Genomic DNA, 17,705 nt, shown 5'->3' on the forward strand with positions numbered 1-17,705 from the left:
AAAAGAACCGATCCTTTGTTTTTCGTCTTTAAATATACTATAGGACAAGCGTTTGTTTTCTTATAACTATGTATTTATCTTTATCATTTTATTCATTTTTACATATTTTATAGTAAAAGAATAAAGGGGGGAGAAATCATGGATTGTCGTAAAGAGTGGTCTGAAAAAAAAGGTTCTAAACATGGAGAAGAGTATAGTGATGACTGCCGGGAAAAATATAAAACGTGCAAAAAAGAGAAACACGAAGAATGTGATTGTTGTTGTACGACAGGTATTTTTCGTAAGTTGAAATCACTAATAACTAGTGTCAATTCCATTTCGATTCTCGTCAAAGGTGCAAGTATGGATGATGCAATTATCGGTGTTGTTGAATCGGTAAATTGCGATACTGTTACTTTAAGAGCTGGTCGTGATACGCGTATCACAATATCTCTTTGTGAGATTGTTGCAGTTGCGGAAACCGAACCACGAATTGCTTCTGAAATACCTGAAGAGCTTCTTAACGCTTTTAGTAAGAAGAAATAGTACTTCATTACAAAGTGAAAGACCCATCTATGATTCATAATAAGAGATAAAAAGAAACCTCGCAGCCTTTATAGTATAAGGAAGCGAGGTTTTTTGAAATAAAAGTTTCACTTTATAAAAAATGTATGAAATAGGTGCTGTTTTCCTAAAGGGGTTATATGTACTGCTCTTGTTTGCGGCACTTTTGTTATCCAACCGCGTTCTAACATTCGTTCTAACATGGCATTCCCTAAGGCCCCAGCTATATGATGTTGTCTTTCAGTCCAGTCTAAGCAACATTTTGAAAAAAATCTTCTTTTATTATGTAGTGCATGCAAATCGATACCAAACTCTTCAAAAAAACGTTCGCCTTTTTGAGTTACATGAAATAGCATGTTTTCCTTCAGCAATATGTTATTTTGTAAAAGAGAATTTGTAATATCAACAGCTAATTTTCCAGCTAAATGGTCATAACAAGTTCTGGCAAGTCGAATTTCTTTTGCTTCCTTCGATTGCTTAAAAGACTGAATGGGTTCAGGAGGAGCTAAATATAGTATTTTTTCTAGTGAGTCTGCGATTTCAGGATTGGCTATTTTGTAATAACGGTGTCTTCCATGTTTTTCGACATCTATAACTTTTGCTTCATATAACTTTTGTAAATGAAAACTAGCTGTTTGTGGTTTGATTTTTGCGGCATGTGCTAATTCAGTAGCTGGATGCGGCCGGCCATCCAAAAGTTGAATTAAGATTGTTGCTCGTGATGTATCACTAATAAGAGAAGCTATTTTTGCTGCATTTACATTCATTTGCATCACTCCTTATTTTAACATCCATATTTCGATGATAATGGAATTATTTGTGTTTTACAATACAAATAAAGAATAGAATATAGGAGTGATCATATGAATACGAATATAGATAAACTGTTATGTAAAGAGGTAAAACCAAAGATTTTATATTATGGAATGCCAATTTACTTTTTATCAACATTGAATGAAGATGGAACAACAAATATAAGTCCAATGTCGTCTTCATGGGCTTTAGGTAACTATATTATTTTAGGTATTGGACTTGGAGGGAAATCAATTGAGAATCTTGAAAGAAATAGAGAGTGTGTAATGAATTTACCTTCTTCATCGCAGTGGGAGCAAGTAGAAAAAATTGCGCCTTATACAGGAATGGAAAATATCCCGGTTTATAAACAAGAAATGGGATTTACATATCAAAAAGATAAATTTACAATAGTGAGTTTTACACCAATTGATTCAAAATCTATAAAACCACAACGTATGAAAGAGTGTCCATTACAAATTGAATTGAAGGTAAAAGATATTCGAGTTCCTGAATACGATCCTTTTTTTGCGATTGTTGAAACGGAAGTAATTCGTGTTCATGCGCATGAAGAGATTCTAAAAGGAGAAAATCATATAGACCCACAAAAATGGAGTCCGTTATTTTATAATTTTAGACATTATTTTTCAATAGGAGAAGAGTTAGGAAGGAACTATCGAGCTGAGAATTAGAGGTGTAAGAGAAAATGATTGAGCTTAAATATTTTGGAAGAAGAGATTTTCAACAATTAATAGATTGGATTGATTCAGAGGAATTTTTATTACAATGGGCAGGGCCAATATTTTCATACCCATTACAGGAAAAACAATTAGAGAAGTATATAGAGAATGCAAATGATGAGAATGCAGAAGTATTTGTATATAAAGTGATAGATCAAGAAACTAAGAAGGTTATAGGTCATATTTCACTTGGGAAAATTGACCGGGTAAATAAGTCCGCACGAATTGGAAAAGTTTTAGTTGGTGACACAAGTATGAGGGGGAAATCTGTTGGGAAAAAGATGATGGAAGAAGTACTTAAAGTAGCTTTTGAACAATTAGGTTTACATAAAGTTTCTCTTGGCGTATTTGAATTTAATACACCTGCTATTAGATGCTATGAAAGAGTAGGTTTTGTAAAAGAAAGGCTATTAAGAGATGCTAGGAAAATAGGAGATGGGTATTGGAATTTGTGGGAAATGAGTATGTTAGAACATGAATGGTTAAAAAGAGGTGGTTCTCTTGAAAAGTATGATACCTAATAAAATTCATATCATTGGTTCTGTAGGCAGTGGAAAAACAACCCTAGCAAGAGAATTATCATCTCAGCTAAATATCCCTTATTATGAGCTAGATAATGTCGTTTGGAGAAGGACAAAAAGTGGCGATGTAAGAAATACACCTAAGGAAAGAGATGAACAACTTAACAATATAGTACATTCAAACGCTTGGATTATTGAAGGTGCCCATCATAAATGGGTGCCGCAAAGTTTTCAAGAAGCAGATTTAATCATATTTTTAGATGTCGGTGTAGCTAAGAGGAGAGCCAGAATAATAAAAAGATTTGTTTTGCAGTTGCTTAATCTAGAAAAGGCTAACTATACACCTACATTTGAAATGTTTATGAAAATGTTCCAGTGGACAAATGATTTTGACAAAAGTAGTAAAGTAGAGATTTTTAATATGTTGAGAGAATATGATGATAAATTAGTTGTTTTGAAAGATAATACAGAGCGTGAATTATCAAGAATAGGAATGCCGATTTTGTATTGAACTATTTTACTGATAGTTGTCATAGAGTAAAAGACACCGAGACGTTAGGCGTACATAAATCCTAAATTTCGGTGTTTTTTTAAAGTAGGAAGGTTTTATTTATAATTCAAAGTGAATAGAAAAAGCTGTTTTGTAGTGAATGTATTGTAATGACAGTAAGACAATGTCTAAATTTAAGATTTGTATGGGGGAGATATGATATGGATAGAGAGGGCTGTTTTGTAGGTGAGGATAGTGAGCAAGACATTAAATTTTCTATTATAATACCCGCACACAATGAAGAAAAATATATTGAAAGATGTCTGGATTCTATAGTGGCTGCATCAAAAATTTATAAAAATCAGGTTGAAGTTATTGTTATACTAAATCGTTGTAGTGATCGAACAGAAGAAATTGCAAAATTATATCAATGCGTGACTGTACAAGATGAAAATAAAAATCTTTCTAAAATAAGAAATGCTGGCGCAAAGATAGCTAGAGGCGAAATTATAGTTACAATTGATGCGGATAGCCAAATGAGTGAGAATATGCTCAGTGAAATAGAAGGGCATTTAATAAGTGGAAAGTATATAGGTGGAGGTGTAAGAGGGGAATTTGAACGTATTTCCGTAGGGATTATCATTTCAGCGTTGTTATTAATTATTCCACTCATTTTTAAATACGGATTCGTATCTGTCGGGATGTTTTGGTGTTATAGAAAAGATTTTGATGCAATTGGTGGCTTTAACGAGAAGATGTTGATGGCTGAGGATGCAGAATTTGCAATGCGATTAAAGAAATATGGTAAGACGTGTGGTAGAAAATTCGCTACGATAAAGAAAGCATATATGACAACTTCTTGTAGAAAATTTGATGAACATGGTGATTGGGCGTTGATAAAGAGGCCGCAAATTATTTTTGCATATTTAAAGGGAACAAATAAAAAATATGCAGATGAGTTATATTATGAGAAAGAGAAAGACAAATAAGAAAAACCGACTTGTGTTGAAAACGCAAGTCGGTTTTTTTTCCGCTATTTGCGGGCAGTAAGACTCCCACCTCAAAGTTTAGCGAATGCAAAGAAGTTAGGTAGGAGTCGGGCTGTCCGTAAAAGCCCGATTGGTGAAGGCTAATAATCAGTGGGGGATGAAGAAAACCCCACTGATTAAAGTTTCACTTTATGTAAAAGAGGCTTTAAATTTAAAAATCCTCTGAATCTTTTTTTCGTTTATGTACAAAAAGTAAAAGAGCAATAACAAGAAAAATTGTTATGGCTTGTAAAAAAATATTTTTAAACTGAAAGATAGATATCCAGGATTTCACATAATCTTTAACAGATTGAAGAGAAGGCAGGCGATTAGGCTCAAAACCATAAGTAAATAGTTTTTTCGTTTCGATAAACGTACTATTTTCTCCATTTGCTTTCATTATAATAGAAATAAACCGTTTGTTTCCCTGTTTTGCTGTACCGGCAAAGCTATATCCATCAGTATTGGAAAAGCTAGTTTGTAACCCATCGACTCCTTTAAATTCCACATTGCTATCAAGTGAATACAACATTTTATTTGTATTGAAAACATGTATATCTTTGAGGGTGAATTGATAAGAAGTTAATTGAGCGATTTCCAATATTATCGGATAATCTGTTATTAAATGCTGGGCTAATTTTGAGGCATCTAAGGCGGTTATGCTAGATTTTTCGTACTTATTCATTATGCCGGTTGCATTTGCAAAATGCGTTTTATTAGATAATCCTAATTGCGCTGCTTTTTCATTCATTACATTTGTAAACTTTTGTTCGCTTTTTGAAATATGTTCTGCTAAAGAAACGGCGGCACTATTATCCGATGCAAGAACCATTGCATGAAATAAATCACGAACCGTTATGTTATCTTTAGTGGTTATGTTAATATTGTTTCCTTCCGTTTGAATAGCGGATTTGTTTATTTTTACACGATCGTCCCACTTTATTGTTCCGTTATATATATGCTCTAACACAATATACTCTGTCATCATTTTTGATAAACTGGCTGAGGAAAAAGAAGTATCTTCATTTTTTTTATATACAATTTCTTCTGATGTTGCATCTATTAAAATAGCAGATTCTGCTTGAATGGAAGGTCCGTTTACATAGAAATAAAAATAAAAAACAAGAATTGCAGTAATAAGAAAAGACAAGATAAGAAGCATCAAATTCTTAAAGTGTTGCATAAGCTATCCTCCTTGTATATCGATATTACTAGTGTAAAAATTAATATTTAATTAGGAGAAAAGAAAAGGTAAAGAATTTCTAAAGAATTATAAGGAAAATATTAAGATTGGATAATTATGGTGATATTGAGGGGGAAGTGTATTTGTATTTAAAATACAGAATATTTAGGATTAAATGGCTAGAATACATTAAGAAGATTAAAAATATTATTCTAGTGTAGTAACACCTCTTTAAATCCATCGAATAGGGAATTTGCATGTGAAAAAGGAATTTTTTTTCTTTTGTAGAATGATATTTACATTCACTTTATTAAAATTTAGAAAGGAGTATATTTATGAAGCATTCCCTATTGGAGAAAAATGCAAATCTAGAAAAGAAAGAATCATTGCTTACAAGATGTGCGAACGTATTTTCAAGATGGTCTCAAAAGTATGTCCCGGATGCCTTTGTTATTGCTGTGCTACTCACCTTATTTACTTTTATTGTTGCACTGTTTATGAACCCATCTAAGCCATACGCAATCGTAAAATCTTGGGGAGATGGGTTTTGGACTTATTTAACTTTTACAATGCAAATGGTATTGCTAATGGTTACAGGGATGACATTAGCTTCTGTCCCGTTTGTTAATAAGGGCTTGCAGGCTGTTGCCAAGTTAGCCAACACACCTCAAAAAGCTTATACGATGACATTTTTGATCAGTGCAATCGCATACTATATTAATTGGGGATTAGCAGTAGTTGTGGGAGCAATCATCGCGAAGGAAGTAGCGAAAAAGAATACAGATGCACACTTTCCATTACTTGTAGCAGCTGCTTATGCTCCGACAGCCTTATATAGCGCAGGCCTCTCCAGCTCCATTGGCTTGACAATTGCGACAAAGGATCATTTTCTTGCAGATATGATTGGAATTATTCCTACCTCACAAACAATCTTTAGCTACTCTACTTTAATTATTTTTTTCGCTCTATTTATCACGATGCCAATTATTATCGTACTTATGGCTCCAAAAAGCGGAATTATTAAGTATAAAGCACTCGAAATAGATACAACCTCTTTTGTAAAACCACCTCAAAAGGATTTAACGACTGCAGAAAAATTAGAATGGACACCGGTTCTAGGAATCGTATTAGGTGCAATTGGCACGTTATATTGTGTGTATGAATTTATTAACGGTCGCAGTTTAGATTTAAATATCATTAATTTGTTTTTTTTATCACTCGGTTTACTACTACATGGTTCTCTCGGTAACTTTGCACAAGGGTTCAAAGAGTCCACGCAATCGATCTCTCCCATTATCCTGCAGTTTCCATTTTACGCTGGAATTATCGCTGTTTTAGGAAGTTCAGGATTGGGAAGTTCTATCATCGAATGGATGACATCCATTGCGTCAAAGGATACATTTGATATATTTACATATTGGTCAGCCGGCTTGGTGAATTTATTAGCACCATCTGGCGGAGGACAATGGGCTTTGCAAGGGCCACTGCAAGTCCCGGCAGGATTGAAGTTAGGAGTAGATCCAGCTACTATCGCTATGGCGGTAGGATGGGGGGACGCATGGACAAATCTCATTCAGCCGTTTTGGGCACTCCCATTGTTAGGGGTATTAGGACTGAAAATGAAAGATATCATGGGTTATTGTTTCATTCTCTGTATTTGGGTTGGAATTGTTACAAGCGTATTGATGTTATTTGTATATTAGCTGTAGTCGGGGTAGCGTCAGGATTTTGCTGATTTACAACGTCAAAGTGAAAAACCTTGTATCAACAGGGTTACTCTATTGATACTCAACTGATTTTATTTCAAATAAGGCTTGATAGTGTCTCATATGACTTGTCTCAAAATCCTTATTGTTGTTAAGTTATTCATTTTTAATGATATAAACAACTTAACGTTGTAAATCCGCATTCTCAGGACGCTACCCCAAAAAGAGTAAAAAATGGCGGCTTAGCAAGAATTATTAATGGTAATTTAACTGCTACAAATGGAACAACAGGTAAGTAATAATATATTTTTATATTAGAGTATTTGTAGTAAAATCATAGTAGTTATCCATTAATTTAAGTTAAGGAAGGATAAATACATTGAAGAATAAACTGATACTGACACTAATATTAATTGTTTCTGTTATCTTAATTTTATCTTATTGTCAAAGAAATTATAGTGATAATTATGTAAGATGGGGTGACACAATAGAAAATGTAGATTTAAAAAAACTCGAAAGAAATAATATCCCATATAAAATAAATAATGATAAAGTATTTATTCCTGAAGATGCAGTTAATAAAGCAGTATATTGTTGTACATAAAATATTCATTTATTGATGTCTAAATTATTGTTTTTATACAACGATAGGTAACATAACACAACATTATCGGTAGCAAGGATAACGGACAAACCCTTGATATTATTAGGTTTTTCTGTTTCTTTTTTCTATCGTTCTATGCATGGTTTTATACATTGTGGAGACTTTAGGGGTTTTCAGGTTTACGGATATTCTGTATTAGTACAAAATTTTGTATAAAATCTTGTATATAAAAGTAGTTAGATTAGTGTGTTTTACTCCAGTTAATTTCAAAAGATAATTAAAAACACATCTTTAAATTTAAAAAAGAAGGTATTACCTTTTTAAAGACGGAAAACACTACATAATTAGGGCACCCTTTCATGCAGTACTGCATGAAAGGGTGTTTTAATTTATGTCTATAAACAACCATACGCCGGTTGAGGAGTTACGTATACTTGGTGAAGAATTCCAAAGTAAAGTTTCTATCCATCACCTACAGGAACTTGCATATCAAACAGGTATGATTCAGCGAAAACGAAAGTTTCAGGCACAAGACCTTGTATCACTCTGTGTGTTTTTGAGGCAAACAATCAGTGCTGAATCCTTAGTTAGTCTCTGCGCAAAATTAAATGAAGCCACAGGAACTCGCTTTTAGCTGCCGAAATGCCTATATCTTATTGTTTTTGTAAGGAAGAAGTTTTACAGTAAATGTTGTTTTTTCATCATTACTATATACATCAATGGTGCCACTATGAATTTCCACAATACTTTTCGCGATTGCTAAACCGAGACCCGATCCTCCTGTGTATGCGGAACGTGATTTTTCAACACGATAAAAACGTTCAAAAATATGTGGTAAATCTGTACTTGGGATAGGCTGTCCGTAATTCGTAATATCAATTGCAATCATGTTACCATCTTGATAGGCTGCTATATCAATGAATTCCCCATCATTTCCATACGTCATCGCGTTCATAATTAAGTTTTCAAATACACGCACTAATTTATCACCATCAGCAAGTACCATTAGTTTTTCCGTTGGAAATGAAGGTCTACATTCAATATTGGCTTCTTGAAATTGTATACGAAATTGAACAGATAGCTGACCGAGTAATTCAATTATATCAATCGGTACAGTACTTAGTTGTAACTCTTTATTTTGGACACGCGTATATTCAAACAAGTCATTCATTAGCATGTTTAACCTAGTTACTTTATCATAAATAACTTGAATATAATGACGCAATTCTACTTCATCTCGGTAATTATCATGATGAATAAGATTCACATAGCCAACTATGGATGTAAGTGGTGTTCGTAAATCATGCGATACATTTGTAATCAGTTCACTTTTTGCTTGTTCTGTTTGACGCTCTTCTTCAATAGAAACTTTTAACTGCTCTACGATATGATTGACACCGGTTGCTAAATCTTCTAAATAATCATGTTGTAAAATAGATACTTTATGATTAAAATTCCCATCTGCAATATAGCGAATTTCTTCAATCATCTGCTTTATACATACTTCATAATATAATTTTTTTTCGTGACGATAAAAAATATAAACATAGAATGAAAAAATAGAGAATAAAAACAGATAGGATCCTATCATTGTCCAAAGAGACTCTTTTAATCCGCGATATTTTTCATAACCGACGATTCTAACAAACTCTTCACTTAATGCCGTTAATGTAAGGGAACTATCAATTACACTTGTAACAAGGCGCGCTATGACAACTTCGGTAATTGGTGTAAGTAAAATAGATACGAAAAGCCAAAGTACAATTTTCCATTTTGGGATGGCTTTCAATATATCAAATGTTTCATTTTTCAATTTTATAACCTACTCCCCAAACAGTATGAATGAGCTTTTCACTACTTATTTTAGTTTCAAGCTTATCCCTTAAGTTACTAATATGAACCATTACAGTTTTATTAGAACCATACCCATCTTCATTCCAAACGCGTTCAAAAATTTCTTCGGAACTAAATACTCTACCAGTATTGCTAGCAAGCAAATATAAAATATCAAATTCAATGGATGTAAGTTTAATAGATTCTCCATTGACGTTCACAGTATGATTGTGCTTATGTATTTCCACGGAACGAATTCGAATGATCCCGTCTTCTTTTATTTGCGATGCAGCATACTGAAAGGAGGATCTACGTAATAACGCTTTAACTCTAGCGATTAATTCTAATGGATTAAAAGGTTTAATCATATAATCATCTGCACCTGTCATTAAACCTAAAATTTTATCCATATCTTCTGCCTTTGCACTTAACATAAGGATCGGCACAGTATTTTCTTCTCTAACTTGTTGACAGACTTCGAGGCCATTTCGTTTTGGCATCATAATATCTAAAATCATAAGGTCCACTTGATGAAGAGAGAGCATGTGTAACGCTTCATCACCATCATATGCCTTATAAATGTTGTAACCCTCATTTCGCAAATAAACTGCCAGTAACTCTACAATTTCTTTATCATCATCAATAATTAAAATATTTCTTTCCATTGTATTGTTAATTCCTTTCTACATTTCATCATTATTAATATAATAACAAACATTTAGATGTTTGGAAGTTAAGTTAAGATTACATACAAAATTTCATGTAACGTATTAAAAGGATTTTAAAAATACATCAAGAATAAAAATAAAAGGATGCTTTATTGTTGATGATGAACAGAATATAAGTTTTGTTAGGAGAGAGTAACGTGTTACAGAAAAAAATAACTACATTTGAGCTGCGCGGTGATTGGGAGAAAGATATAAAAACGTTTTTATTACAATACAATCATTTGTTTACTTATGAGCATTCGGTATGTGTTGCAAATAAAGCAAGAGAAATAGCAAAAAGGTTTCAAGTGAATGAAGAGCAAGCTGCTGCCTGTGGTTATTTACACGATATTAGTGCAATATTCCCTAATGATGAGCGCATTGCAGTTGTAGAAAAGCTAGGGATAGAAATACTACAAGAGGAACGAGAATTCCCAATGATTATTCACCAAAAAATATCGAAAGTAATTGCAAAAAAATTTTTTAAGGTTGAGGATGGAATGATATGAAACGCTATTGGGTGTCATACAACATTACATAAAAATGCTACGCAAATGGATCTTGTATTATTTGTTGCAGACAAAATAGAGTGGGATCAAAAAGGTACCCCACCATATATTATAGAAATTAAAACAGCTTTAGAAAAATCACTTGAGCATGCTGCCTTTGCATATATTTCATATCTCTGGGAACGAAGAGATACTCTAAAAGTAGTACATCCATGGTTAGAAGAAGCATATTGGGATTTGAAATGTAAAATTGGTTAAAGGAATAATATCCTAGAAAGGATTTAGTAATGAAACTAACAGATTATTTCCCTTCCCTTCATCCACGTTTAGGAAGTAAACAAAAAATCTCCTATCCAGATGTATTTTTTGTGAATGCGACTAAACCTATTATCATGTTTGTTTAGGATGATAGAGGATGTGAGGTAATTGCGAAGAATAAAGAAAGGATACGACATTTGTATGAAAAATACAAAGAGTGGATTCCATACGGTGAGAGAGAACATATCGATCATTTATTTAAATGAAAATAAGGGAAGTGACAAGTATAGATGAAACGGATTGCAATTGTATCTGCATGGGAACCAGAGCTTGCATACTTGCAACAACATTATCCAAGCTATCGTGTAGAAAAGCGAGCAGCTTGGGAATTTCATTTTCATTATATAAATGAATTAGAAATAATATCGGTCATTACAGGCGTTGGGAAAGTGAACTGTGCTAGTTGCGTACAGTTACTAATAAGTGAGTTTAAGCCGGAACAGTTATTTATGACCGGAATTTGTGGAAGTTTATCTGAGAAAGTGAAAAATGGTGATATTATTGTCGCTCTTAACACATTGCAGCATGATGTAACAGCTGCGGGAACGGGAACAGATAGCTTTGATTTATATACAGGGAGATCGGCCCCTATTGAGACAACAAAATATCTTGTGAAACAAATGAAAAAAACACAATCGGATGACCAAGTACATTTTGGAACGTTTATATCAGGAGATCAGCGTATTCGCAGTACAGAAACGAGATATTTATTACATACGGTATATGGGGCGATAGCTGTTGATCAAGAAGTAGCAGCTTTTGCATATGTGTGCCATGCAAATAAAAAGCCTTTTCTCTGCTTAAAAGCAGCTTCTGATCAAGCGAATGACAAAACAGCCGAAGAACAACGAGTATTTAAAATGTTAGCTTGTGAAAAATCGTGTAAACATTTAATTTCATTTTTACGTGTACATGAAGTTACGATATCCCGCTAATAAATCATTGTTCTTTAGAAGGAGAAGAATTCTATCCATGCTAACAATAAATAAAATAGCAATTATTGGCGCAACTGGAAAAGCAGGTAGATTTTTTGTAAATCAAGCACTGCAAGAAGGGTATTTCGTTCGTATTCTTACACGAAATCCACAAAAATTTACAATAGCGCATAAACATTTGGAAGTTATAAAAGGAGATGCTCGTGATATTTCTGCAATCCACCAACTACTGCAAGGTTGTCAAGCTGTTATAAATGCAGTAGGACAACCGAAAAAAGAGTCTTATATATTTAGTACAGTTACGAAAAATATTTTAGAAGTAATGGAAAAATATGAGATCAATCGATATATTCTTATTTCTGGAGGATCATTACATGTACAAGGGGATAACAAGAGTTTATTAAATAGACTAGGGGCAATGTTATTTCGTTTATTTCTTTCAGATATGATGAAAGATAAGTATAAAGAATTACAACTCGTACAAAATAGCCATTTAGATTGGACGATTGTGCGATTACCTTTTGTCGTGGAAGGAGAAGGAAACGGTAACATAAAAGAGAGTCTTAAAGATTTATTGGGGATTAAAATTCAAAATGGAGATATCGCTCCATTTGTTATAAACCAAATTAATAATGATATGTATAGTAAGCAATGTCCGTTTATTTCAAATTAGAAGGAAAGGTAGATGAAAGTATTGATGGAATATAAAAAATGTAGTGAAGTCCATATAAATTTCGTATACGAAGCTTTCCGAGATGGATTTTCAGATTATATGATAAAAATGGATGTTTCGAAAAATGATTTTATAAAGAGGTTTTTCGGCCCAGAAGGGAATAAACTGGAACACTCTTACCTGGCATTAGATGAAGATAAACCAATTGGAGTTATACTTGGCGGAATTAAAAACTATGAGAGTATCAAAACAATGCGCTGCGGAACATTAGCGATTCATCCAGACTTTCGCGGGGCTGGCGTGAGTCATAAATTATTTGAACTTCATCACGAAGAAGCGATAAAAAATGGATGCCAGCAGCTTTTTCTTGAAGTCATTGTCGGTAATGATAGGGCGATTCAATTTTATAAAAAGTTAGGGTATGAAAAAGTATACGATCTATCTTACTATCATGTGAAGGATCTTTCTAATTTAACAAGTAAGAATGTACAAAATGTAGAAATAAAACAGATTCAGTTTGATGAATTTCAGCATGAAGTGCAAAAATGGTTAAACTTTCATATGAATTGGCAAAATGATATTGATTATATGGAGAAAACAAATAATTTTTATTATGGAGCATATATTGATAACAATTTAAAAGGATGCCTATGTGTGAATAACAGCGGGAAAATTAGCTTTTTATTTGTTGATAAAGAAAACAGAGGAGTTGGCATAGCTACAAAATTATTACAAACAGCTAGCATAGAAAGGCAACTTTCTAATCTTTCCATTAGCTTTTCGAATAATGGTTTACTTGAAGGGTTTATTAAAAAGTGTGGGTTTAAAAAAAGTTCATTAGCTCAGTATGAAATGTACCTTACATTGTAATATTTATATGATAATAAAAATATATAGTTACTTAATTATTACACAATAAATATTAGATTATAAATAAAAATGGAATGAATAATTGACTCTCACATTATGTCATTGTTTACACTATATTTGAGCTTCGAAATAGTAGTAATATACAGGAGGCACTTATGTTTAAAATAGGAGATTTTTCGAAACTATCTTCCATTAGTATTCGAATGTTGAGGTATTACGATAAAATGGAATTACTAGTCCCAGAAAAAATTGATCCTCAAACAGGTTATCGTTATTATTCAGCTGCGCAGTTAAAGAAAGTAAATCAAATACAACATTTAAAAGTAATGGGATTTGGTATACCAGCTATGAAAGAAATAATAGATAATCATGGAAACAGAGAATCTATAAAAAAATATTATATAAATCGTAGTTCTCAACTACAAGAAGAGATGAAACATCTTCAAAAACAGTTACGCCTCCTCGAAGACTCAATACGAACAATAAGAGAGGATGTTGTTGAAATGAGTTACTATGTTTCTATGAAAGAGATTCCAGCAAGAAGAGTGGCTAGTGTTCGAAAGGTGATTCCAACTTATCATTGTGAAAATACATTATGGGATATACTCGTGCAAGAAATAAGGTTACAGCATATTGATATAGGGAATCCGAGGTATGGCTTAGCTATATTTCATGATCATGAGTATAAAGAAAAAGATGTAGATGTTGAAATACAGATGAATGTTGCAGGTGAATATAAAAATACAAAAGATGTTATGTTTAAACATGTAGATTCATCTCTTGTAGCTTCTATCACAGTAAACGGCAATTATGAACAAATACCGGCAGTCAATGAGGCTGCGGCAAAATGGATTGAAACGGAAAGATACGAATTAGCAGGGCCGATGTTCAATATTTATCATGTAAGTCCAGCGACAGAAGAAGATCCGGACAAGTGGGTGACAGAAGTTTGTTATCCGATCAAAAAGTAGCACAGTGAGGCATGAATTTTTCTTTTGGAAAGTTTATGCTTTATTTTATTTGAGGTACAGTCTTAAAAATGTGCATGTCAAAAAACCTAGATAGGCATCATTATTAGCTTGATAGCGATGTGGTAATACCCAACAGCCTTGCAAACTTCTAAGTACACAGAAGGGCGCTGTAGTCTTATATAAATTTTATATAAATTTATTACTAATAATATATTATCCACATTAAAAAATGGTCTTTATAATGAAGGTATCACTTGTAAAAGGAGGAACTAGAATGGAGTTTAGTAAACTTGGCAATAGCGGATTAACAATAAGCAAGATTGCATACGGAAACTGGATAAATCATGGAGGAAAAGTAGATGAAGACACTGCAAAAGAGTGTGTTAAAGCAGCACTAGATGTCGGTATAACAACATTCGATACTGCTGATGTGTATTCAGACACGAAAGCTGAAGAAGTACTCGGCCGGTCTTTACAAGGTATACGACGGGAGAGCATTGAACTATGTACAAAGGTGTGTCATCCGACTGGGAATGGGCAAAACGATAAAGGTTTATCACGAAAACATATTCTAGAAAATTGTAATGCATCTTTGCGTCGGTTACAGACCGACTATATTGACGTCTATTATGCACACAGATTTGACCCAACTACTCCTCTTGAAGAAACGATGTTAGCTTTCGCGGATCTTGTAAGACAAGGTAAAGCGCTCTATATCGGTGTAAGTGAGTGGACAGCAGAACAAATCACCCGTGGTACAGCACTTTCACGGGAATTGAACATTCCGCTTATCGCTAGCCAACCCCAGTATTCAATGCTGTGGAGAGTTATCGAGACCGATGTGATACCAACCTGTCAACGTGAGGGACTTGGGCAAGTAGTATGGTCGCCGCTCGCACAAGGTGTTCTCACTGGAAAATATCAACCTGAAAAACCAGTACCAACTCAATCACGTGCTAATTCTCCTGCTGGTAAACCATTTTTTAATAAGCTTGCACAACGTTGGATGAACGACAATGTGCTCACTGCTATCCAGAATCTCAAACCCATCGCACAAGAGATTGATCTTACCCTAGCCCAACTCGCAGTAGCTTGGGTACTACAAAACCAGAATGTTTCCTCAGCCATTATCGGTGCTTCGAGCCCGGAACAGGTAAGAGAGAATGTGTTTGCTTCTGGTGTCAAACTGGAACCTGAAATAATGAATCAGATTGACGAAGTACTAGAAGGTTTCATTGAGTACGACCCGAGTAAAACAGGTTAAGTTTTTGCACATGCCTTAAAAATATATATAAATGAAATATTTTACTACCCATCCTCTAAGGATGGGCTTTTATTCTTGGGGATCAATTTGTAAAACCAAAGACACCTCTCTAACAGCTGTTAAGAAATGATCTACTACTGTAGATTTTTCATCTTGCCTCCATCCAACATATAGATTTACTTTTGGTGTAGTCTCTTGGAGTTTTTTATAGACAACCCCAGGACGTTTATAACTTTCCACCGACGATGGAACGACAGAAACACCCATTCCTGTTGCGACTAAATTAACAATAGTTTGCATTTGAATAGCTTCTTGCACAATATTTAAACTTACACCATGATCCCAAAAGTAGCTAATAATTAAATCATAAAAATTAGGACCAAAATGACGCGGAAACAAAATAAATGGTTCATCAATTAACAATTGGAGTGGAATTTCAGGCAATGAGGCGAAAGGGTGATCTTGATGTAAAACCAATCTTAAAGATTCTTCGGAACAAACTTCAGAAGACAGTATCTCGTTGTTCTGTTTAGAACGAATAAATGCAATATGAATTTGTTTCTCATAGAGAGCTTTTAGTTGCTGCTCCGTTGTCATTTCACGTAATATAAGATGGATTTTAGGAAAGCGTTCTCGAAATTTATTAAGAACTTCTATAACGATTTCCGTAGAATCGACAAAACCAATTATTAAGTTTCCTATTTTTCCTTCAGCTGCAAGTTGTGTTTCTTTTATGGCTCTTTCTAATTGAAGTAGTGTTTGTTGAGATCCTTCTAAAAATATCTTCCCAGCATCCGTAAGTTCAACCATTCTTTTTGTTCGATGAAAAAGTCGAACTCCCAATTCTTCTTCTAATTTACGAATTTCTTGGCTTAAAGGAGGTTGTGCCATCCTAAGACGTTCTGCTGCACGACTAAAATTCAATTCTTCTGCCACCATTATGAAATATCTCATTTTCTTAATATCTATTTTTATCCATCCCTTCTACTAAAATCCAATAAGAACTTTTCTTTTATTATCAAACTAGTATTTTCGTAGCCTTTCTTTTTATGTTTTACGGCTCTTTGGTATTAGGGAGAGAAGATGCTTTAGTGTTTATCGACCTGTTCTATAGATAAAAAATACCTTTCTTCAAACAACTTGTCATTAAGTAATTGCACAAACCCATTTTAACATAAATATCCAACAAAAAAACCGCCTCAAAGAATAACTAAAGAGGTGATTTTTATCCATCTCTATTATAAACAATCAACTTTTTTATAAGGTTACACCGAGTTCTAACAGTGTGCTAAGTGAAGGGACACCAGCATGGGAAATCCATCGTGATGTTCAAGCAGCAACGGCAGACTTTGTTATTCGAAAGTCTTCTTTAGAGGCTTTCTATCAAACAACGCTACAATAAGAATTTTTTTGGATAAGCAAGATTATTATATAGTAATATATTTATATATATTGCTTTTTTATATTTGCAATAAACTTACACGTAATTAAAAATATTGAGGTGGTTAATAATACGTGTGAAACTAGAAAGTATGATTCAATACATAACACTACTTTTTTGCTTATCACTATTGTTTCTATTGTTATATTGCTCTTTCAATTGATTTATTTTTACATAAAATAGAAAAATGTGTTGTGAAGTTAAAAAAAGCATACGTAGGTTTATAAATTAAAGTTAAATTTTAATGAGTTACTAATAACAGTTCTAATACTGGTTTTTCCACATTTTATCCAAACAATATACCTGTTGATGTGATGGAGAGAGTTATAAGTATTTACGGGTTTATTGAGGCTTTTTTAATTATTATCGTTACTGCAATCTTTGGTATTTCTTCCGAGCTTATATCTATACGATTTATTGTAGTTTCAGGAACATTTATAATGTTTTTACTACTGATAATGAGGGATTATGTGAACTAGAAGTGTATGGGATATTCATTTTCATTATCTAAAGCATGAACCAATCATTTATTTGATAGGAAAATAAAGGTAAAATAATAGTGATTACTTTTGAAGGA

General features: G+C 33.4%; 18 protein-coding genes and 3 pseudogenes. 16 read left to right on the forward strand and 5 right to left on the reverse strand.

From position 1 onward, the window contains the following. Window positions 1-138: 138 nt before the first annotated feature. On the forward strand, window positions 139-525 hold the full coding sequence (locus ACX5JI_RS23580; protein WP_459503424.1) for a hypothetical protein: 387 nt from the start codon (window positions 139-141) through the stop codon (window positions 523-525). 107 nt (window positions 526-632) lie between these two features. On the opposite strand, the gene ACX5JI_RS23585 is transcribed toward ACX5JI_RS23580, so the two are convergent. Beyond that, complete coding sequence (locus ACX5JI_RS23585) at window positions 633-1,310, reverse strand: ArsR/SmtB family transcription factor (protein WP_459503425.1); 678 nt, start codon at window positions 1,308-1,310, stop codon at window positions 633-635. 96 nt (window positions 1,311-1,406) lie between these two features. Here ACX5JI_RS23585 and ACX5JI_RS23590 point away from each other — a divergent pair, with 96 nt between their 5' ends. From ACX5JI_RS23590 to ACX5JI_RS23605, 4 genes are all read left to right on the forward strand, one after another. Next, window positions 1,407-2,027, forward strand: a complete 621-nt coding sequence (locus tag ACX5JI_RS23590) for a flavin reductase family protein (protein ID WP_459503426.1) — start codon at window positions 1,407-1,409, stop codon at window positions 2,025-2,027. Between the two features lie 14 nt (window positions 2,028-2,041). Then, window positions 2,042-2,596 (forward strand): GNAT family N-acetyltransferase, encoded by a 555-nt coding sequence (locus ACX5JI_RS23595; RefSeq protein WP_459503427.1) that lies wholly within the window; start codon window positions 2,042-2,044, stop codon window positions 2,594-2,596. Then, window positions 2,577-3,107, forward strand: coding sequence for an AAA family ATPase (locus ACX5JI_RS23600; RefSeq protein ID WP_459503428.1), 531 nt, complete (start codon window positions 2,577-2,579; stop codon window positions 3,105-3,107). Before ACX5JI_RS23595 ends, ACX5JI_RS23600 begins: the two co-directional genes overlap by 20 nt. Before the next feature lie 200 nt (window positions 3,108-3,307). Continuing rightward, entirely contained in the window at window positions 3,308-4,075 is a 768-nt protein-coding gene (locus ACX5JI_RS23605; RefSeq protein WP_459503486.1) for a glycosyltransferase family 2 protein, read from the forward strand. 211 nt (window positions 4,076-4,286) lie between these two features. Here ACX5JI_RS23605 and ACX5JI_RS23610 read toward each other — a convergent pair whose 3' ends face one another. After that, window positions 4,287-5,297, reverse strand: coding sequence for a D-alanyl-D-alanine carboxypeptidase family protein (locus ACX5JI_RS23610; protein WP_459503429.1), 1,011 nt, complete (start codon window positions 5,295-5,297; stop codon window positions 4,287-4,289). A 335-nt stretch (window positions 5,298-5,632) separates the two neighbouring features. On the opposite strand from ACX5JI_RS23610, the gene ACX5JI_RS23615 reads away from it, so the two are divergent. From ACX5JI_RS23615 to ACX5JI_RS23620, 3 genes are all read left to right on the forward strand, one after another. Next, window positions 5,633-7,000, forward strand: a complete 1,368-nt coding sequence (locus ACX5JI_RS23615; protein ID WP_459503430.1) for a short-chain fatty acid transporter — start codon at window positions 5,633-5,635, stop codon at window positions 6,998-7,000. A gap of 382 nt (window positions 7,001-7,382) precedes the next feature. Beyond that, window positions 7,383-7,607, forward strand: a complete 225-nt coding sequence (locus ACX5JI_RS26425) for a hypothetical protein (RefSeq protein ID WP_505307677.1) — start codon at window positions 7,383-7,385, stop codon at window positions 7,605-7,607. Between the two features lie 391 nt (window positions 7,608-7,998). Then, window positions 7,999-8,241 carry a hypothetical protein gene (locus tag ACX5JI_RS23620; protein WP_459503431.1) on the forward strand — a complete coding sequence of 81 codons (243 nt, stop codon included), beginning with the start codon at window positions 7,999-8,001 and terminating at the stop codon, window positions 8,239-8,241. Between the two features lie 12 nt (window positions 8,242-8,253). Here the strand turns inward: ACX5JI_RS23620 and ACX5JI_RS23625 are convergent, their stop codons facing one another. Next, on the reverse strand, window positions 8,254-9,420 hold the full coding sequence (locus tag ACX5JI_RS23625) for a sensor histidine kinase (protein WP_459503432.1): 1,167 nt from the start codon (window positions 9,418-9,420) through the stop codon (window positions 8,254-8,256). Further along, window positions 9,410-10,105, reverse strand: coding sequence for a response regulator transcription factor (locus ACX5JI_RS23630; RefSeq protein WP_459503433.1), 696 nt, complete (start codon window positions 10,103-10,105; stop codon window positions 9,410-9,412). The genes ACX5JI_RS23625 and ACX5JI_RS23630 overlap by 11 nt, the downstream gene beginning before the upstream one ends. Window positions 10,106-10,305: 200 nt before the next feature. Between ACX5JI_RS23630 and yqeK the strand changes: the two are divergent. From yqeK to ACX5JI_RS23665, 7 genes and pseudogenes are all read left to right on the forward strand, one after another. Beyond that, window positions 10,306-10,914 (forward strand): annotated as a pseudogene (gene yqeK, locus ACX5JI_RS23635) (bis(5'-nucleosyl)-tetraphosphatase (symmetrical) YqeK). Window positions 10,915-10,961: 47 nt separating this feature from the next. Continuing rightward, window positions 10,962-11,180: pseudogene (locus tag ACX5JI_RS23640) on the forward strand (DUF3885 domain-containing protein); the annotation flags it as partial. A 24-nt stretch (window positions 11,181-11,204) separates the two neighbouring features. Next, a complete protein-coding gene (gene mtnN, locus ACX5JI_RS23645; RefSeq protein WP_459503434.1) occupies window positions 11,205-11,909 on the forward strand; it encodes a 5'-methylthioadenosine/S-adenosylhomocysteine nucleosidase in 705 nt (234 codons plus the stop codon). A 37-nt stretch (window positions 11,910-11,946) separates the two neighbouring features. Beyond that, window positions 11,947-12,582 carry an SDR family oxidoreductase gene (locus ACX5JI_RS23650; RefSeq protein WP_459503435.1) on the forward strand — a complete coding sequence of 212 codons (636 nt, stop codon included), beginning with the start codon at window positions 11,947-11,949 and terminating at the stop codon, window positions 12,580-12,582. A 21-nt stretch (window positions 12,583-12,603) separates the two neighbouring features. Continuing rightward, on the forward strand, window positions 12,604-13,452 hold the full coding sequence (locus tag ACX5JI_RS23655; protein WP_459503487.1) for a GNAT family N-acetyltransferase: 849 nt from the start codon (window positions 12,604-12,606) through the stop codon (window positions 13,450-13,452). A gap of 155 nt (window positions 13,453-13,607) precedes the next feature. Then, a complete protein-coding gene (locus ACX5JI_RS23660; protein ID WP_459503436.1) occupies window positions 13,608-14,423 on the forward strand; it encodes a MerR family transcriptional regulator in 816 nt (271 codons plus the stop codon). A 274-nt stretch (window positions 14,424-14,697) separates the two neighbouring features. Continuing rightward, window positions 14,698-15,687, forward strand: coding sequence for an aldo/keto reductase family protein (locus ACX5JI_RS23665; protein WP_459503437.1), 990 nt, complete (start codon window positions 14,698-14,700; stop codon window positions 15,685-15,687). 69 nt (window positions 15,688-15,756) lie between these two features. Here the strand turns inward: ACX5JI_RS23665 and ACX5JI_RS23670 are convergent, their stop codons facing one another. After that, on the reverse strand, window positions 15,757-16,656 hold the full coding sequence (locus tag ACX5JI_RS23670) for a LysR substrate-binding domain-containing protein (RefSeq protein WP_459503488.1): 900 nt from the start codon (window positions 16,654-16,656) through the stop codon (window positions 15,757-15,759). A gap of 735 nt (window positions 16,657-17,391) precedes the next feature. Between ACX5JI_RS23670 and ACX5JI_RS23675 the strand changes: the two are divergent. After that, window positions 17,392-17,607 (forward strand): annotated as a pseudogene (locus ACX5JI_RS23675) (MFS transporter); the annotation flags it as partial. Window positions 17,608-17,705: the final 98 nt, after the last annotated feature.

It is taken from the genome of Bacillus sp. C1 (genome assembly GCF_054570475.1).